Source organism: Geomonas subterranea, from assembly GCF_019063845.1.
GTDB lineage: Bacteria > Desulfobacterota > Desulfuromonadia > Geobacterales > Geobacteraceae > Geomonas > Geomonas subterranea.
On record NZ_CP077683.1, the window covers coordinates 1,316,685 to 1,332,490 of the forward strand.

16 protein-coding genes are annotated in these 15,806 nt (G+C 62.5%); 10 read left to right on the top strand and 6 right to left on the bottom strand.

The features are described 5' to 3' along the window. Positions 1-9: 9 nt before the first annotated feature. The 5 genes from KP001_RS05680 to KP001_RS05700 are packed head-to-tail and all read left to right on the top strand — an operon-like array spanning position 10 to position 5,274. Positions 10-1,053 carry a 3-oxoacyl-ACP synthase III gene (locus KP001_RS05680; protein ID WP_217288586.1) on the top strand — a complete coding sequence of 348 codons (1,044 nt, stop codon included), beginning with the start codon at positions 10-12 and terminating at the stop codon, positions 1,051-1,053. 8 nt (positions 1,054-1,061) lie between these two features. Continuing rightward, positions 1,062-1,952, top strand: a complete 891-nt coding sequence (locus tag KP001_RS05685) for an alpha/beta fold hydrolase (protein ID WP_404813599.1) — start codon at positions 1,062-1,064, stop codon at positions 1,950-1,952. 3 nt (positions 1,953-1,955) lie between these two features. Next, the gene (locus KP001_RS05690; protein ID WP_217288588.1) at positions 1,956-3,605 is read left to right on the top strand and encodes a fatty acid CoA ligase family protein; all 1,650 of its coding nucleotides are present in this window, start codon (positions 1,956-1,958) and stop codon (positions 3,603-3,605) included. Continuing rightward, positions 3,593-4,585, top strand: a complete 993-nt coding sequence (locus tag KP001_RS05695; RefSeq protein ID WP_217288589.1) for an NAD-dependent epimerase/dehydratase family protein — start codon at positions 3,593-3,595, stop codon at positions 4,583-4,585. The genes KP001_RS05690 and KP001_RS05695 overlap by 13 nt, the downstream gene beginning before the upstream one ends. Beyond that, entirely contained in the window at positions 4,582-5,274 is a 693-nt protein-coding gene (locus KP001_RS05700; protein WP_217288590.1) for a 4'-phosphopantetheinyl transferase family protein, read from the top strand. Before KP001_RS05695 ends, KP001_RS05700 begins: the two co-directional genes overlap by 4 nt. Before the next feature lie 40 nt (positions 5,275-5,314). Here KP001_RS05700 and KP001_RS05705 read toward each other — a convergent pair whose 3' ends face one another. The 4 genes from KP001_RS05705 to KP001_RS05720 form a co-directional block, all read right to left on the bottom strand. Then, positions 5,315-5,704, bottom strand: a complete 390-nt coding sequence (locus tag KP001_RS05705; RefSeq protein ID WP_217288591.1) for a type II toxin-antitoxin system YhaV family toxin — start codon at positions 5,702-5,704, stop codon at positions 5,315-5,317. A gap of 2 nt (positions 5,705-5,706) precedes the next feature. After that, on the bottom strand, positions 5,707-6,573 hold the full coding sequence (locus KP001_RS05710) for a hypothetical protein (RefSeq protein WP_217288592.1): 867 nt from the start codon (positions 6,571-6,573) through the stop codon (positions 5,707-5,709). A gap of 8 nt (positions 6,574-6,581) precedes the next feature. Then, positions 6,582-6,848 carry a zinc ribbon domain-containing protein gene (locus KP001_RS05715; protein ID WP_217288593.1) on the bottom strand — a complete coding sequence of 89 codons (267 nt, stop codon included), beginning with the start codon at positions 6,846-6,848 and terminating at the stop codon, positions 6,582-6,584. Positions 6,849-6,960: 112 nt separating this feature from the next. After that, positions 6,961-7,251 carry a hypothetical protein gene (locus KP001_RS05720; protein WP_217288594.1) on the bottom strand — a complete coding sequence of 97 codons (291 nt, stop codon included), beginning with the start codon at positions 7,249-7,251 and terminating at the stop codon, positions 6,961-6,963. Positions 7,252-7,455: 204 nt separating this feature from the next. On the opposite strand from KP001_RS05720, the gene KP001_RS05725 reads away from it, so the two are divergent. The 4 genes from KP001_RS05725 (at position 7,456) to KP001_RS05740 (ending at position 11,910) form a co-directional block, all read left to right on the top strand. Then, entirely contained in the window at positions 7,456-8,106 is a 651-nt protein-coding gene (locus tag KP001_RS05725) for an OmpH/Skp family outer membrane protein (protein WP_217288595.1), read from the top strand. Positions 8,107-8,314: 208 nt separating this feature from the next. Continuing rightward, the gene (locus tag KP001_RS05730) at positions 8,315-8,782 is read left to right on the top strand and encodes a DUF2844 domain-containing protein (protein WP_239027905.1); all 468 of its coding nucleotides are present in this window, start codon (positions 8,315-8,317) and stop codon (positions 8,780-8,782) included. Next, positions 8,769-10,223 carry a DUF3443 family protein gene (locus tag KP001_RS05735; RefSeq protein ID WP_217288597.1) on the top strand — a complete coding sequence of 485 codons (1,455 nt, stop codon included), beginning with the start codon at positions 8,769-8,771 and terminating at the stop codon, positions 10,221-10,223. Before KP001_RS05730 ends, KP001_RS05735 begins: the two co-directional genes overlap by 14 nt. A 301-nt stretch (positions 10,224-10,524) precedes the next feature. Continuing rightward, complete coding sequence (locus tag KP001_RS05740) at positions 10,525-11,910, top strand: S10 family peptidase (RefSeq protein ID WP_239027906.1); 1,386 nt, start codon at positions 10,525-10,527, stop codon at positions 11,908-11,910. 6 nt (positions 11,911-11,916) lie between these two features. On the opposite strand, the gene KP001_RS05745 is transcribed toward KP001_RS05740, so the two are convergent. Continuing rightward, a complete protein-coding gene (locus KP001_RS05745; protein WP_217288599.1) occupies positions 11,917-12,681 on the bottom strand; it encodes a DNA/RNA non-specific endonuclease in 765 nt (254 codons plus the stop codon). A gap of 216 nt (positions 12,682-12,897) precedes the next feature. Between KP001_RS05745 and KP001_RS05750 the strand changes: the two genes are divergently transcribed. Further along, positions 12,898-13,800 (top strand): YdhW C-terminal domain-containing protein, encoded by a 903-nt coding sequence (locus tag KP001_RS05750; RefSeq protein WP_496198570.1) that lies wholly within the window; start codon positions 12,898-12,900, stop codon positions 13,798-13,800. Here KP001_RS05750 and KP001_RS05755 read toward each other — a convergent pair. Beyond that, entirely contained in the window at positions 13,763-15,736 is a 1,974-nt protein-coding gene (locus KP001_RS05755; RefSeq protein WP_217288601.1) for a (Fe-S)-binding protein, read from the bottom strand. The two genes, KP001_RS05750 and KP001_RS05755, sit on opposite strands and share 38 nt — an antisense overlap. Between the last annotated feature and the right edge of the window lie 70 nt (positions 15,737-15,806).

Sequence of the window (15,806 nt, forward strand, 5' to 3'; positions counted from 1 at the left end):
AGGTGATTGATGAAGTATTCCAAGGTATATATCGAGTCTTTCGGTTATGAGCTGGCTCCGGTGGTGGTAACCTCGGACGAGCTCGAGGCGCGGCTGGAGCCGCTTTACAAGTCGCTGCATTTCACCCCGGGACAGCTGCAGGCGCTGACCGGCATCCGCGAGCGGCGCTGGTGGGAGCCGGGATTCCAGCTCTCCAAGGGTGCCATTGCCGCCGGGAAGAAGGCGCTGGCAACGGCCGGCATCTCCCCCAATGAGATCGGCGCCCTGCTCTACACCGGCGTCTGCCGCGAACGCTTCGAACCGGCCACCGCCTGCCGCGTCGCCGCGGGGCTGGGCGTTTCGGGCAACGCCGCTGTCTACGACCTGTCCAACGCCTGCCTCGGCGTTCTGAACGGCATCCTTGAGGTGGCGAACCGCATCGAACTGGGGCAGATCCGGGCGGGCCTAGTGGTCTCCTGCGAAAGCGCGCGCGACATCAACGACGTCATGATCGCCAAGATGCTGGAGGACCGCAGCATGGAGAACTTCGCGAGTTCTCTGGCCACCCTCACCGGCGGCTCGGGCGCGGTCGCGGTGCTCCTTACCGACGGTTCCTTCTCCAAGTCCGGCCGCAGGCGGCTGCGCGGCGGCATCGCCCAGGCGGCGCCGGAACACCACGGCCTGTGCCTGTGGGGCATCACCCCTGACGGCAAGGGTGGCTACGAGCAGTCCATGAGCACCGACGCGGTGAGCGTCATGAATTTCGGCGTGGAGCTGGGGCGCCGCACCTGGGAGGAATTCCTCCCCGAGGTGGGATGGAGGGAAACCGACGTGGATCGCGTCATCTGCCACCAGGTGGGGAGCGCGCACCAGAGCGCCATCCTGAAAACCCTCGGCATTTCGCTTCAAAAGGATTTCACCAGCTACGAGTTCCTGGGCAACATGGGGACGGTGTCCCTGCCGCTGACCGCCGCACTCGCCGACGAGCGCGAGGTGCTTTCCGCCGGCGACCGGGTCGCCCTGCTGGGAATCGGGAGCGGGCTCAACTGCCTGATGCTGGGAGTGGACTGGTGAGAGACGCCGTGAAAAAATATTACCCCTTCACCGGCCGCACCCTCGACCTCGACGGCCTCTCCTACCATTACCTCGACGAGGGTGCGGGCGCCCCTGTGGTCATGGTGCACGGCAATCCCTCCTGGTCCTTCTATTACCGGAACCTGGTGCTGGCGCTGCGCGGCAACTACCGCTGCATAGTGCCGGACCACATCGGCTGCGGTTTCTCGGAGAAGCCGGGCGACGACCGCTACGACTACACCCTCTCCCGCCGCATCGACGACCTGGAGCGCCTGATCGACTCCCTCGACCTCGACGAGAAGATCACCCTGGTCGTGCACGACTGGGGTGGGATGATCGGCATGGGGTACGCGAGCCGCCACCCCGAGCGGATCGCCCGCATCGTCGTCCTCAACACCGCCGCGTTCCATCTCCCCAAGGAGAAGACCTTCCCGCTGGGGCTGAAGATCTGCCGCGATACGCTGCTCGGCACCCTGCTGGTGCGCGGGTTCAACGCCTTCAGTGTCGGCGCCTCCATCGTCGGCTGCAAAAAGAACCCCATGCCGCGGGAGCTCATGCAGGCCTACCGCGCCCCCTACGATTCGTGGCGGAACCGGATCGCCACGCTGCGCTTCGTGCAGGATATCCCGCTGGGGCCCGGTGATCGCACCTACGACCTGGTGAGCGATATCGCCGCCGGGTTGGAGCGTTTCCGCGACCTCCCCATGGCCATCTTCTGGGGGGAACTCGACTTCGTGTTCGACACCACCTTCCTGGCTGAATGGAAGCGGCGCTTCCCGAAGGCACAGGTGAAGAGCTACGCCGACGCCGGGCACTATATCCTCGAAGACATGAAAGACGAGGTGGTGCCGCTCATCGCCCAATTCCTGCAGCAGACCGGAACCCGGGAGATCGCCTAAGACATGTCCCAGACCGACTTCGTCAACATAGCAGCGCACCTGCCGGAAATGGCCAGGCGCCAGCCGGAGACCAGGGCGATCATCTTCCCCAAGGGGAAGCGGAGCCTCACCTTCTCCGAACTGAACCGCCTGAGCGACCGGATCGCGCGTGGGCTGATCGCCAACGGCATCCGCAGCGGCGTGCGCACGGTGCTCATGGTGACGCCGAGCCCGGAATTCTTCGCCCTCACCTTCGCCCTCTTCAAGATCGGCGCGGTGCCGGTGCTCATCGACCCGGGGCTGGGAATCAAGAACCTGAAGCAGTGCTTCTCCGAGGCGGAGCCGCACGCCTTCATCGGCATCCCGAAAGCGCACGTCGCGCGCAAGCTCTTCGGCTGGGGCAAGGAGACCATCCGCACCTGCGTCACGGTGGGGCCGCGCCTGTTCTGGGAGGGGACCACGCTGGCGAAGATCATCGCCGAGCAGCAGGACGAATCCCCCTTCACCCTTGCCCCTACCCAGAAGGACGACGTCGCCGCCATCCTCTTCACCAGCGGCAGCACCGGGATCCCCAAGGGCGCCATCTACAGCCACGGCAACTTCTCCGCGCAGGTAAAGGCGCTCAAGGTGGTCTACGGCATCGAGCCGGGTGAGATCGATCTCCCCACCTTCCCGCTTTTCGCGCTGTTCGCGCCGGCACTCGGCATGACCGCCGTGATCCCGGAAATGGACTTCACCCGTCCCGGCTCGGTCGATCCCCGCAAGATCGTGGGGCCGATCAACGAGTACGGCGTGACCACCATGTTCGGCTCTCCCGCGCTCATCAACCGGGTGGGACGCTACGGGGTGGAGCACGGCGTGAAGCTGCCGACGCTGCGCCGGGCCATCTCGGCAGGCGCGCCGGTCCCGGCCTCGGTGCTGGAGCGATTCACCACCCTCCTGAACCCGGGCGTCCAGGTATTCACCCCATACGGCGCCACCGAGGCGCTACCGGTCTGCTCCATCGGCAGCACCGAGATCCTGCAGGAGACCCGCAAGATAACCGATTCCGGCGGCGGGGTCTGCGTCGGCCGCCCGGTAGAGGGGATTCGCCTGGAGATCGTCCAGATCACCGACAACCCGATCTGCGGATGGGAGGATTCGCTGCGTGTCCCCGCCGGCAAGATCGGCGAGATCGTGGTGCAGGGAGAGCAGGTGACCCGCGGCTACTACAACCGCCCGGAATCCGACCACCTCTCCAAGATCATCGACCCGGCGACGGGCTCCTTCTTCCACCGGATGGGGGACCTGGGCGGCATGGACGAAGAAGGGCGCGTCTGGTTCTGCGGCCGCAAGTCGCACCGCGTGGAACCCGAGGCCGGTCCTCTCTACACCATCCCCTGCGAGGCGGTGTTCAACACCCATCCCGCCGTGTTCCGCTCCGCCCTCGTCGGCGTAGGCGAGCCGGGGGCGCTGACACCCGTGATCTGCATCGAGCTCGAGAAGAACGTCAAGGCCGACCAGGAGCAGATCCGTACCGAGCTGAAATCGCTGGCGGAGGAGCACATCCACACCCGGGCCATCGAGACATTCCTGTTCCATCCCGCCTTCCCGGTGGACATCCGCCACAACGCGAAGATCTTCAGGGAAAAGCTGGCGGTATGGGCCGCGGAGAGCCTGAAATGCGCGCGCTAGTCACCGGAGGGGGCGGCTTTCTGGGGTCGGCCATTGTGCGGCAACTGCGCGCCCGCGGTGACCAGGTGGTCAGCTTCTCGCGTGGCGAGTATCCCGGACTTGCCGCTTTGGGGGTCGAGCAGCGCCGCGGCGACCTCTCCGACTTGAACGCGGTGGTCGAGGCGGCGAAGGGGTGTGACGTCGTCTTCCACGTCGCGGCAAAGGCCGGGATCTGGGGCGATTTCCAGGAGTACTACCTGGCCAACGTGGTGGGGACCGAGAACGTCGTATCGGCCTGCCGCATCCTCGGCATCGCCCGGCTGGTCCACACCGGGTCGCCCAGCGTGGTCTTCGACGGCTCCGACGTAGAGGGAGGTGACGAGTCGCTCCCCTACCCCGCCCACTTCGAGGCGCATTACCCGCACACCAAGGCGCTGGCCGAAAAGTCCGTCCTCGCCGCCAACTCGCGCACGCTGTCTACCGTATCGCTGCGGCCGCACCTTATCTGGGGACCGGGCGACAACCACCTGGTGCCGCGCATAGTAGCCAAGGGGCGCGCCGGCGCCTTGAGGCGCATCGGCACGCGCGCCTGCCTCGTTGACACCGTTTTCGTGGAAAACGCCGCCGAGGCGCACCTGAACGCGGCGGACCGCCTCGCGCCGGAAGCCCCGCTGGCGGGGAAGGCCTACTTCATCTCCAATGGCGAACCCGTTCCTCTGTGGGACATGGTGAACGCCATCCTGGAAGCCGCCGGCGTCCCCCCCGTCACCCGCACCATCCCCGCCGGAGTGGCCTACGCCGCAGGGATCGCCTGTGAAATCGCCTGGAGATCGCTCAGGCTTCGCGGGGAGCCGCCCATGACCCGCTTCGTCGCAAAGGAACTCGCCACCTCCCACTGGTTCGACATCTCCGCGGCGCGCAGGGATCTCGGCTATTTCCCCCGCATCTCCATACAGGAAGGGTTAAGGCTTCTGCGCGCGTCGTTCGAGGCAGGGGCTTGATTGCGGTTGCCGGACTCGAGGCGGTGCACGCGCAGTTCCGGCTCGAACCGCTGCTGCGCCCGGAACACGAGAAGGTGCGTCTGACCGGCTATTTGAACGACGCCGAGCTGAGACGTGGAGCGAGGCTGCTCGATCCCGGCAAGCGGGAGGAATTCCTGGTCGGGCGGGGGCTGGTACGGGAGATCCTGGCCGGGCTTACCGGCGGGGAACCTGGAAGGATCGAGTTCCTGGAGGGGGTGTTCGGGAAGCCGTATCTCTCGTCACACCGGGGAACCGGCGGGTTGCACTTCAATGTTTCGCATTCCGGAGGGCAGTTGCTGGTCGCGGTCTGTTACGGCGCGGAGATAGGAGTCGACCTGGAAGAAGTACGGCAGGACCTGGCGTTTCGCCCCATGGCGGAGCGCTATTTTTCTTTGCGGGAGCGCGAGGAGCTGTTCGGGCTGGACCCGGAACTGCAACTCGACGCGTTCTACCGTTGCTGGACCAGGAAGGAAGCATACCTGAAGGGGATGGGGACGGGTTTTTCCCTCCCATCGACCGCGTTCGACGTGTCGCTTGCACCGGGTGAGCCGCCTGCCCTTTTGGCCCACTGGGTCGGGCCGGAAGAGGTGAAGCGGTGGGCTATCACCGACCTGCCGGTCCCCGCAGGTTATTGCGCGGCCCTCGCCATTCAAAGGCAGGGCGAATGATTATTCGCCCCTACAGCTCCCCCCCCGCGATTCCCCCGTGTCACCTTTGCTTCCCCCTGAACGCCCGGTAGGCGTCCATGTGGCTCTTGTATTTCACCAGGCTCACCTCGCTGTTCAGCCAGGCATAGATGATGGCATTGGTCTCCTTGTCCCACTTGAAAAAAAGCCGGTGCTCGCAGGTTGGCTTCGCCCTGCGCCATTGACGGTAGGCATGTCCCTCCGCCTCTCCCTGGTAGTACGAGGCGTGCTGCGGGTCTGCGGGTATCTCGTCCTTTATCGCCCGGTACACGCGCGCCAGGAGCTTCGCCTGGGGCGAGTTCTTATATGTCTGCGGATTCCTCTCCTTCTCCTTGGCCACCACGGCGATCAGTTCGTCCAGCACCTGTTCGAAGGCGGCATGAAAGCGGATGCGCGACTCGTTACTCACCATGGTCAGACCTCCACGCCCCTGATCAACTCCTCGATCAGCTTCATCTTATCCGGGTCCGGCACCTTGATGGTGTCGGCGCTGGAGGCGAGCTCCCGCTCCATCCAGTCGTACAGCTCATAGACGGTGCCGTTCTCCACCGAAAAGGAGAACGCGTCGAAAACACGGGGATGGCAGGCCGTGGCAGCCAGCTTGTCCGCGATGAGATCCTCGTAGTAGGAGGCGACCAGGCTGTCCGGGAGCACGAAACTGTAGTGGATGAACGAGGCGTCCTTGCCGCGCACAATCTCGTAACGGTACTGCAGCAGTATGGCATCCGTCTCGGAAAAGGCCGTGCCGATGGCGGCAAGGACGCCCTTCAGGTCCTGCTCCGCCAGCCCGTGTTTGGCCAGGGCTTCGCTCACCGCCTCATAATCCCCCTGCCGCGGGTGGCGCACTCCCTCGTGGCTCTCCTGCCACTGGGCCAAAAGTTTCTTCAGCAGCGAGAATCTTCCAGTCAACGGCGTGATGCCAATGGCGGCGTTCAGTAACTTCGATTCCTGGGGGGCGCGATCCAGCGCGAGCAGGGTGTACTTCGCGGAGTCGTTCCAGAGGCAGGATTTTTCCAGGGCAAAGGCGTAGTACATCAGAAAGAGGTGGGACTCGGACAGTTCGATGGCCTTCAGGTACTGGGCGTGCATCGTCGTGATGTCGTGCTCCAGGCACGCGACCAGCCCGAGCAGGACATGAGCGGAAGCTGGATCTTTTTTCAACAGGGAGTGGGCTGACTTCTTGTAGGTCGCCAGCTTCACCCCCTGGGTCACGTCCCTGCGGCTGAATGCGCCCAGTTCACGCAGAAGCTTCCCGAAATCAGGCTGCTTGCGGAATAACATGGGGCCCCTCAGCTAAGCCCGGTGCCGCAAAACCTGCATGAAGTCTCGCGCCATTTGCTGAACTCGCCGCACTTTGGGCATTGCCGGTAATGCCCCTCTACCGTGCGGAGCGGGCGTTGAAAAAAGGTGATCATCACCGTGGGAGCGAACAACCCGTTCAGCAGAAACCACAGCAGCGGGTTGCGTCCCTTGGTGTAGGCGACCCAGGCACCGAGAGTCCCCGGCAGGAGGAAAAAAACGAGAACAAATCCCCATTCCATCATGTTGGTAGGCATGTATGCTCCATACTCGGCGTGCCCGTTCCCTTTCTATCGGGAAAGGGGCTCGCTGTTGCTCTCCTCCCCTGCGGGAGGGTAAGGGGTGGGGGAAGATACCGGGGGGGCGCTCTCAGGTTCTGGGTTCGGTCCTGGTGATGGTGCTGCGCAGTTCCAACCCGAGCAGGTCGGCGGCTTCGTGGACCGCGTTAAGGTAACGTTCTCTGAAGTGCGGCAGCCCCCCGGTAGGGTTGCCGTGTTCATCCCACGGCAGCTCCGTGCGTGACAGCACGATGAGGATCTCCTCCAGGGCATCCCTTTGCTTTCTCAGCTCGCGGATCTCTTGCAATGCCTCGCGCAGCAGCTCTGCCCCGTCCGGGTCCTCGGAGATCGCGGATTGCAACTTCTGTAGCATATCGGTCATTGGTGACTCCTCTTGAGTGGAGCGCATGGTAACAGCGACTGCGTATACGAGTCAACAGCCTTTATGGGGCTGAATTCCCGTGAAATTTCAAACTTCGGCGGACTCCTCCCTGCCCGTCGCCACATTTCTTTTAATTGCCAAAGCGTAACAAAGGCTTTATGCTCTCCAGTCGCAGTCACCACTACTCAAACAAAGGATGATCATATGACAAGATTTGTGACGCTTCTTATCGGCTCCGCACTCGCCTCTCTCATCGCCTCGAACGGCTTCGCAGCGGATGCCGCCCCCGTTGCAGCCCCGGCTGCGACACCTGCCGCGGCACCTGCAGCAGCTCCGGCTCTGGCACCTGCAGCGGTAGTCGCCCCCGCTCCCCCCGCCAAGGACGAGGCGAACTCCGCCACGATCAAGGTCGCTTTCATCGACATGGCCAAGGTAGCCGCTGAATCTCCGGAGGGAAAGGCCGCGAGCGAGTCGTTAAAGAAGAAGTCGGAGCAACTGCGCAACAAGCTCGACGCCAAGACCAAGCAGCTCGAGAAACAAAAGGCCGCCATCGAGGCGAAGCTCCCCACCATGACCCAGAAGGAACGCGCCGCCAAGGCGGCAGAGTTCCAGAAAAAAGTAGAAGAATACCAGAAGCTTGCACGCAACAGCGAGCTGGAGGTGAACAAGTTGCAGGACAAGCTGACCAACGAGATCGGAGGCATGATCAAGAAGGCAGCCAGTGACTACGCCAGGGCTAACGGCTACCTGTTGGTGGTCGAGGAAAAAGGGGTTCTCTTCACGGATGAGAAGGTGAAACCCAAAGACATCAGCGACGAGGTTGCCGCCGAGCTCGGCAAGAAAGGGAAAAAGTAATCTTCCTCGCCTTCAAGCCGCACCGCTCACCGTTACACCATTCGCCGCCTGGGACCTCCCGGCGGCGAAGTTATTTCCAGCCCAGGGTCCGCCCACCGCTTTTATCCAAAAAAATTAGTAATCGTTAAGAAAAAAATTCAATCGTTGATAGAATGTCACCCTGTTTCTTGGGATAGCAAATTCCGGGCTGCACAGGGGACTATCGATGATGCCACGACTTTGTCTTATCTCGCTCTGTTTGGCGCTGGTCATCTCCTGCCGGTTCGGGGTCGCTGAAGCGACTCTCGGTGAACCGGCCGACACCATCGCCAGGGACACGAAAAAGTTTTCCGGTGTGCTCCAGAAATCCACCAACCGGGCCAGGTACCGCGTTCAGTCCATCGCGTCAGGGGCCACGGCCACTACGGTGCGGGAGTACGTCGCCCCTTCCGGCGTCGTGTTCGCGGTGGCCTGGAACGGCCTGGTTCACCCGGACCTGCAGGTGCTGCTCGGCAACTATCACGACGACTACCGTAAAGGACTTTCGCGGAACGCGCGCCAGTCCGGACGCAGGGGAGCCCGGGTGACGACCGAGCGGTTGGTGGTGGAAACCTGGGGGCACATGCGCAATCTGCAAGGGCGGGCCTATCTTCCCGGGCTCCTGCCCGAAGGAGTGAGCCTCGATGAGATCCGTTAACCTGACGGCAGTCATGATCGTGGTAGCTGTACTGGTCTCATTGGCGGGGTGCGGCGGGGGCGGGAACAAAGGACCGGTCCTGAGGTCGATATCGGTAACACCGGGCAATTCCACACTCTCCGTCGGCGCGACCGGGCGGTTCACCGCTACCGGCACCTACTCCGACAACAGCACGCGTGATATCACCAGCCTAGTCACCTGGAGTTCCTCCAGTCAGGGTGTAGTGACCATAAGCAACGCGACGGGAACCAGGGGGGCGGCCACCGCGTTTTCTGTGGGAAGTACCACCGTAACGGCGACGCTGGGAGCGATAACGGGGTCCACCAACCTCACCACGACGCCGGCATCCGTCCCCGCCGCCAACGTCATGCCCCTGACCGTGAACGGATCGCTCTGCTCCGCGGGAAGCTACCTCAACAAGGCCTGCGTCAGCGTCACCATCTGCACCCCGGACCTCTCCGTCTGCCAGACGGTGAACGACATCCTGCTCGACACCGGCAGCTATGGATTACGGGTCTTCCAGCAGGCGATTCCCAACCTGACCCTGCCGCCGGTGGCCAGCGGCGCCGGTTCTCTCACGGGTTGCGTCCAGTTCGCCGACGGCAGCTCCCTGTGGGGTCCGATCCAGTCGGCCATGGTGAAACTGGGGAATGAGCCGTTCGTACCGGTCCCGATCCAGGTGATAAATTCGAGCTTCGGTTCGCTCCCCCTCCCCTGCTCAAACGCCGATCCCACCCCGGTCTCCTCGGGCTTCGCGGGGATCCTCGGTGTCGGGGTCTTCAAGGAGGATTGCGGCCTTGGCTGCGTCTTCACCGCGGCCAACGGCGTATATTACAGCTGCACCGGAGCAACCTGCGTCGGAACCACGGTCCCTCTGGCCGACCAGGTCCAGAACCCCGTTGCCGTGTTGCCGGTGGACAATAACGGGCTGATCGTGAGCATGCCGTCGGTCCCCATCGGCGGGGTACCGTCGCTGGACGGATCGGTCGTTCTTGGCATCGGCACCAGCACCAACAATACCCTTTCCGGCCCGGTGGTCCTGAGAACTGACTCCACCGGGGACTTCACCACCGTCTTCAACGGCGTGACCACGAACGGCTTCGCGGATACCGGTTCCAACGGCCTGTTCTTCCCCGATACCGACCCGGGCGTGCTCCCGGTATGCCCGTCGCCCAACACCGACTGGTACTGCCCCCCCGTGACCCGGTCTTTGCTGGCGACCAACGTGGGGGCCACGGGCACACCCGTTTCCAACGTGAGCTTCAACATCTCCAATTTCAACACCCTGCTGAGCAGCCCCAACAGGGTGTTCAGAGACATCGGCGGGCCATCCGGCTTCGGATTCGATTGGGGACTCCCCTTCTTCATGGGGCGCAGCGTCGCCTTTGGCATCGAAGACGAGACATCGGTTCTCGGCACCGGACCCTACGTCGCCTATTGACCGATTCTCATCATGGTTCTTCGAAAGCACCTTGTCTCCCGGCAGGGTGCTTTTTTACATGCATGATCGCAGAGCTGTACTTGAGTTTGACCTGGCCCGCACCTTCAGATAGTATCCTCTGTGTCGTATCCTGTTATCTGCGTATCCGGAGGGTATCCCTTTGTTCAGGTCATTACTGATTGTCCCCGCCGTGCTCTTTGCCTTAGCCCACCCTTCGTTTGCCGCTCCTCAGGTTCCCGCGAGCAAGCCGCAAACCGCGGAACAGGAACCGCAAGCGAAGCCTTCGGCAACGGAGCGAGCCGTGGTGACCAGCCACAAGGCCCGCATCGGCGGTAAAGAGCTCTCCTACCAGGCTTGTGCCGGAACGCTGCCGGTGCAAAATGACGCCGGTGAAACCGAGGCCGACATCTTCTACGTTTCCTACCGGGTGCAGCAACCGTCCCCGGCCAAACCCCGTCCCCTGCTCTTCGTGTTCAACGGCGGTCCCGGCGCCGCTTCCGTGTGGTTGCACCTGGGGGCGCTCGGGCCAAGGCGTGTCCAGATGCTTGCCGACGGCAACATGCCGCAGCCCCCGTTCCACCTGGTCGATAACGCTTCCAGCTGGCTCGACGTCGCCGACCTCGTGTTCGTCGATCCCGTGGGTACCGGCTACAGCCGCGCCGTCAAACCCGACCTCACCAAGAAATTCTTCGCCGCGCAGGCCGACATAGATTCCCTGGGGCGCTTCATCCGGCTCTACCTTACCCGCAACGGGCGCTGGGACGCACCGGTCTTCCTGGTGGGCGAGAGCTACGGGACTTTCCGTAGTGCCGGACTTGCGGAATACCTGGCGGAGCACGGTGTCGCCCTGAACGGGCTGATCCTGGTTTCCAGCGTCCTCAACATGCAGACCATCTCCTTCGATTACGGCAATGAACTCCCCTACCAGCTTTTCCTGCCAAGTTACACGGCGACGGCCTGGTATCACCACAAGCTCGCACCCGAAATGCAGGCCGACCTCGACCGCACCCTGGCGCAGGCCGAGCAATGGGCGGCGACGGAGTATCTCTGGGCACTTAACAAAGGGGACCGGCTCACCGCGGCGGAGCGCAAGGAGATAGCGGAGAAGCTGGCCCGGTTCACAGGGCTCAGCGTCAACCTGGTCCAGAACCGGAACCTGCGGGTAGACAACAGGGATTTCGCCAAGGAGTTGCTGCGCGGCGAGGGGCGCATCGTCGGCTTGATGGACAGCAGGTTCAACGCGGAGAACCCCGAGCCAGGCAAACACCTGGCGTTCGATGCGACCATAGCGACCATTCGCCCCCCGTTCACCAGCGCGGTGAACGCTTACCTGCGGGAGGAGCTTGGCTACCAGTCGGACCTGGAGTATTTCGTGCTGGGGGGCGGCATCGGCCGTTGGGATTGGGAGGCGAAAAACAGCTACGCGGACACCGGGGAAAACCTTCGTAACGCCATGGTGAAGAACCCCTACCTGAAAGTCCTCGTGGCCTCCGGCCTGTTCGACCTGGCCACCCCGCACTTCGCCACCGACTACACCCTGTCACACCTGGGGCTGGGAGGAGATTTGCGCCAGAACATCTCCGTGAAACGGTACCGGTCGGGACACATGATGTACCTGGAGGAAGACTCACTGGTACGGCTAAAAATGGATGCTGCAGAGTTTATCGGCACAACCTTGAAGCGCTAGTTCACGTTATTGCCAGAGCGCCGCAGGGGCCGGAGTCTCGATCCTGTCCTGCTCTTCCCTGGGGAGGGCGGAAAAGAAGTCGAGCCCCGTCTGCCTCTCCACCTCGCGCACCGGGACCAGGTACTTCGGCATGTCCCGGGTGTCCAACGCTTCATTGGGCATGATCAGGGCGAGCGCCTCGTGCCGGGCCGGATCGAGGATCACCTTGTACAGCGCGGACGGCACCGCGACATGGTTGCGGCCGATGGTCTTCAAGGCCCCGCTGTAGACCGGCCCGCTGTAGATGTAGAGTTCTCCCCGCTTCTCCACCCACTTGCGCACCTTCCCTTCCAGGTCGGCCCATATGCCGCGGTTCATCCCCTCGCCGGCCTGCGGCACCATGTTGGAGAGGTAGAAACTCTCCGACATGGCCTGTTCATCCCACGCCATGTCCGCGGCGGGCGCCATGTGCCCCCGGTCATAGCCAGAGCCCCTGTAGTCGGAGAGTTCCGCGCGCTCCCCCTTGGGAAGATCGGCATCGGGACGGAAGTTGTTGGCGCGCTTGAGCTTCGCCTTCAGCCGCTCCCTGGTCATCCTCTCGACGACCCATACTGGCGTCTTTTTCAGGGCATCGTGGCTCAGCAGGTAGCCTTTGCGGCAGAGAATATCGCCGCTTTGCCCGGGAACGCCATAGGCGGCGAACTCCTGGCATTCCTCGACAGGTCCGCCGAAGGCGGAAACAGCCGATAACAGGACCAAAAAGACGATATTGAGGAGAGTATTACGAGGCATGGGACCGCCGGAAGGCTCCGCCGAGGCGGGCGTTTTCGCGGCAGTTTAACAGGATGAAGCGGTGCCATGCAACAGTAATGGCACCCTAGAGGAGATCCCGCTCTGTGGGGTGGGACTCAGAAAAAAATTCCGCAGACTGTTTACACAACTGAAATCTGGTTTACTATTGTGACGATTAGGTTTGGCTAATACTCACCGTGAGAGGTACAACTGACAATGCACGAGGGATTCCACTCCGAACACAGCCACAGAGCGTCCACAAAGAGTTTCCGTCCGACGGGTATGACCGAACAGATCGCAGAAGTTAAGGCAAAGCTGATTCACAATGTCAGGCGCAACTCTAAGAGGTATGGTGCGTTGACCTCTTCGCGCATCCTGACCGTCCTTGCCAAAGGGCTGCCGAACGAGCTTCAGCATGGGGTGCTGGAAGCGATATCAACAGGCACTCTCGCCAATGACATACGCACCCTGGTCACTCCCTCCGGTCAGCTTTTCCTCTATTCCCAGGAGCACATGAGCGTCGAAGATGCCGCCGCCAAGGGGAAACTCGAGGAAGTGAAGCATGCCATGGCCGACAAGATCCGCAGGGACTCCAGAGTCATTACCGCCCTCACCCCGCTGAGCGCCATGTTCACTCTCTTCACGGACATCAAACCGGTGAAAATCTGTTCCCTTCTCAACGAGATGCAAACCCAGCTGCAGTACCGGGATATCAAGACCGTGTCGGCCTTCAGTGGCGAGCTGTATCTCTACTGCGACGCGCATATCACCGACAAGTACGCCGCCTTGCTGGTTCGTTCCGCCGTCACCGACGCATCCCGCACCATCGTGGAGACGGTGCGGGAGGAATCGCGCGTCTATCCCCGGCCGACCAGGGTGAGCCTTTTCACCAGCCAGGTTTTCGGCATCCCCTCAGCGACGTTGCAGCCCTGTATCGTACGGGTACTGAATTCACCGGAGTACGGCGACATCCGCAAACTGGTACACCCGGACACAGATGCCGAATATCTCTACTCCAATCTCCACATGAACGAGGAACAAGCCTATACCTTGATGAACTGGATGGAGGAAGAGGGACCAGCTACAGGGAGAGCGCTACCACCTCCGCGATGTCCCTGACCTGGGTCCGGCTCCCGGTCATTTCCTTTATACCGTCCTCGAACATGGTCATGCAGAAGGGGCAGCTTACGCAGACAGTTTCCGGCTGTTGCGCCAGCGCCTCCTGCACGCGGTTGCGGTTGATGGGCGTCCCTTCGTGCTCCTCGAGCCACATACGCCCTCCCCCGGCTCCGCAGCAGAACGCGTTCTCCCTGTTGCGCCCCATCTCGAGGACCTCATTCCCCGTTGCTTTTTTCAGCACCTCGCGCGGCGCCTCATAGACGTCGTTGTGGCGCCCGAGATAGCATGAGTCGTGGAACATCACCCTCCCCAGCTCCGCTTTCCGCGCCGTGGCGAGCCTGCCGTCCTCGAGCAGTCCCCTGATAAGCTCGCTGTGGTGCACCACCTCGAGCTCCAGCCCGAACTGACGGTAGTCGTTCTTCAAGGTCGTGAAGCAGTGCGGGCACTGCGTGATCACCTTGGTCACCGCCTTGACCTGGAACTGCCGCACTGTTTCCCTGGTCATCTGCTCAAAGAGGTATTCGTTTCCAAGCCGGCGCGCGCTGTCGCCGCAGCATCTCTCTTCCCTGCCCAGCACTCCATAGGAAACCCCGGCCGCGTCCAGCACGCGTGTCAGCGCAACAGAGGTCTGCTTGTTGCGGGCGTCGAAAGCGCCGGAACAGCCGACGAAAAGAAGGTACTCGGTAGCACCCGCCTCGAAGGGGCGCAGGCTCAACTGCGAACTCCACTTGCTCCGCTCCGACGGTGCCATGCCCCACGGGTTGGAGCGCTGTTCCAGGTTCTCGAACAGGTTCAATAGCTCTTCTGGAAAACGGGCCTCCATCTGCACCAGGTGCCGCCGCATCTGGACTATCTTCGGGAGGTGCTCGATGAAGACCGGGCACGCCTCCATGCAGGCGCCGCACGAAGTGCAGCTCCAGAGGGCGGCCTCCGTGGTGCTCCCCTTTTCCCCGTTGCCGATCAGCGAGATGCAGCGCTCCGCCCCGGCGTCCCCGGAAAGCTTCTCCATGACGGCGCCGTTTCGCAGCAGGTTCACCTTGATGGCGTGGATCACCCCGCGCGGGTTGAGGGCCTTGCCGGTGGTGGAGGCGGGACAGGATTGTTGGCAGCGTCCGCATTCGGTGCAGGAAAAGGAATCCAGCAGGTCCTTCCAGGAGAGCCGGTCCAGCGTCGCCGCACCGAAACTGTTTCCTTCCACGAAGGTCTCGCGCTCCTGCGTGTTGCTCTTTCCCATGTTGCGCAGAAAGACGCCCGGTATGGCGGTAAGTATGTGCATGTGTTTGCTGTAGGGGAGAAAGTTCATGAATCCCAGGAGCACCACGGCGTGGATCCACCAGAAGACGATCCCGGTTGTTGCCAGGGCACCGGCGGCGGTGGTGGCGGCAATCACGCGTGCGGCAAGGTTCGACACCGGCGTCGCGGCTGTTGCGGCAAGCGCCCCCTGGGCGATGCGAACGCCGTTCAGCCCGAAGTAGGCCAGCATGAGGGTGGCGATCATCGAGAGGATGAAGTACGCCTCAAAGGTGCGGGCGCCCTGAAACGGAGGGCTCACCGTGCGACGCACCGCCGCGACCGCCACTGCGAGCAGTGCCGCCAGGGAACAGATGTCGAAAAGGAACAGCAGCGCGCCGCGCAGCAGGTCGGGGAGCAGCGCGAAGGAAACCGCCGGGAAGATCCCGGAAACCAGGAATTCGAAGTTGGCCAGGGCCAGCACCAGGAAGGCCCAGAAGATGATGCCGTGGTTCAGGCCGAAGGGGCGGCTTATCACCCTCTTCTGCCCGACCGCGTAGACCAGCACCTCTTTGAGCCGGTCGAGGGGACAGTCGAAGCGGTACTCGTTCTTGCCGACGCTGATAAGTGCCAGCCTTCGATAACAACTAAAAGCAAAAACGGTGAGGGACGCGGTGAGCAAAAAGATGAAAACTGTCTGTTCCATGGGGACTCCCGGTGAGACGTAAGGACGAATGTACGTGGTAAATGGTGCCGGCTACATCGGCGGGGTTCAC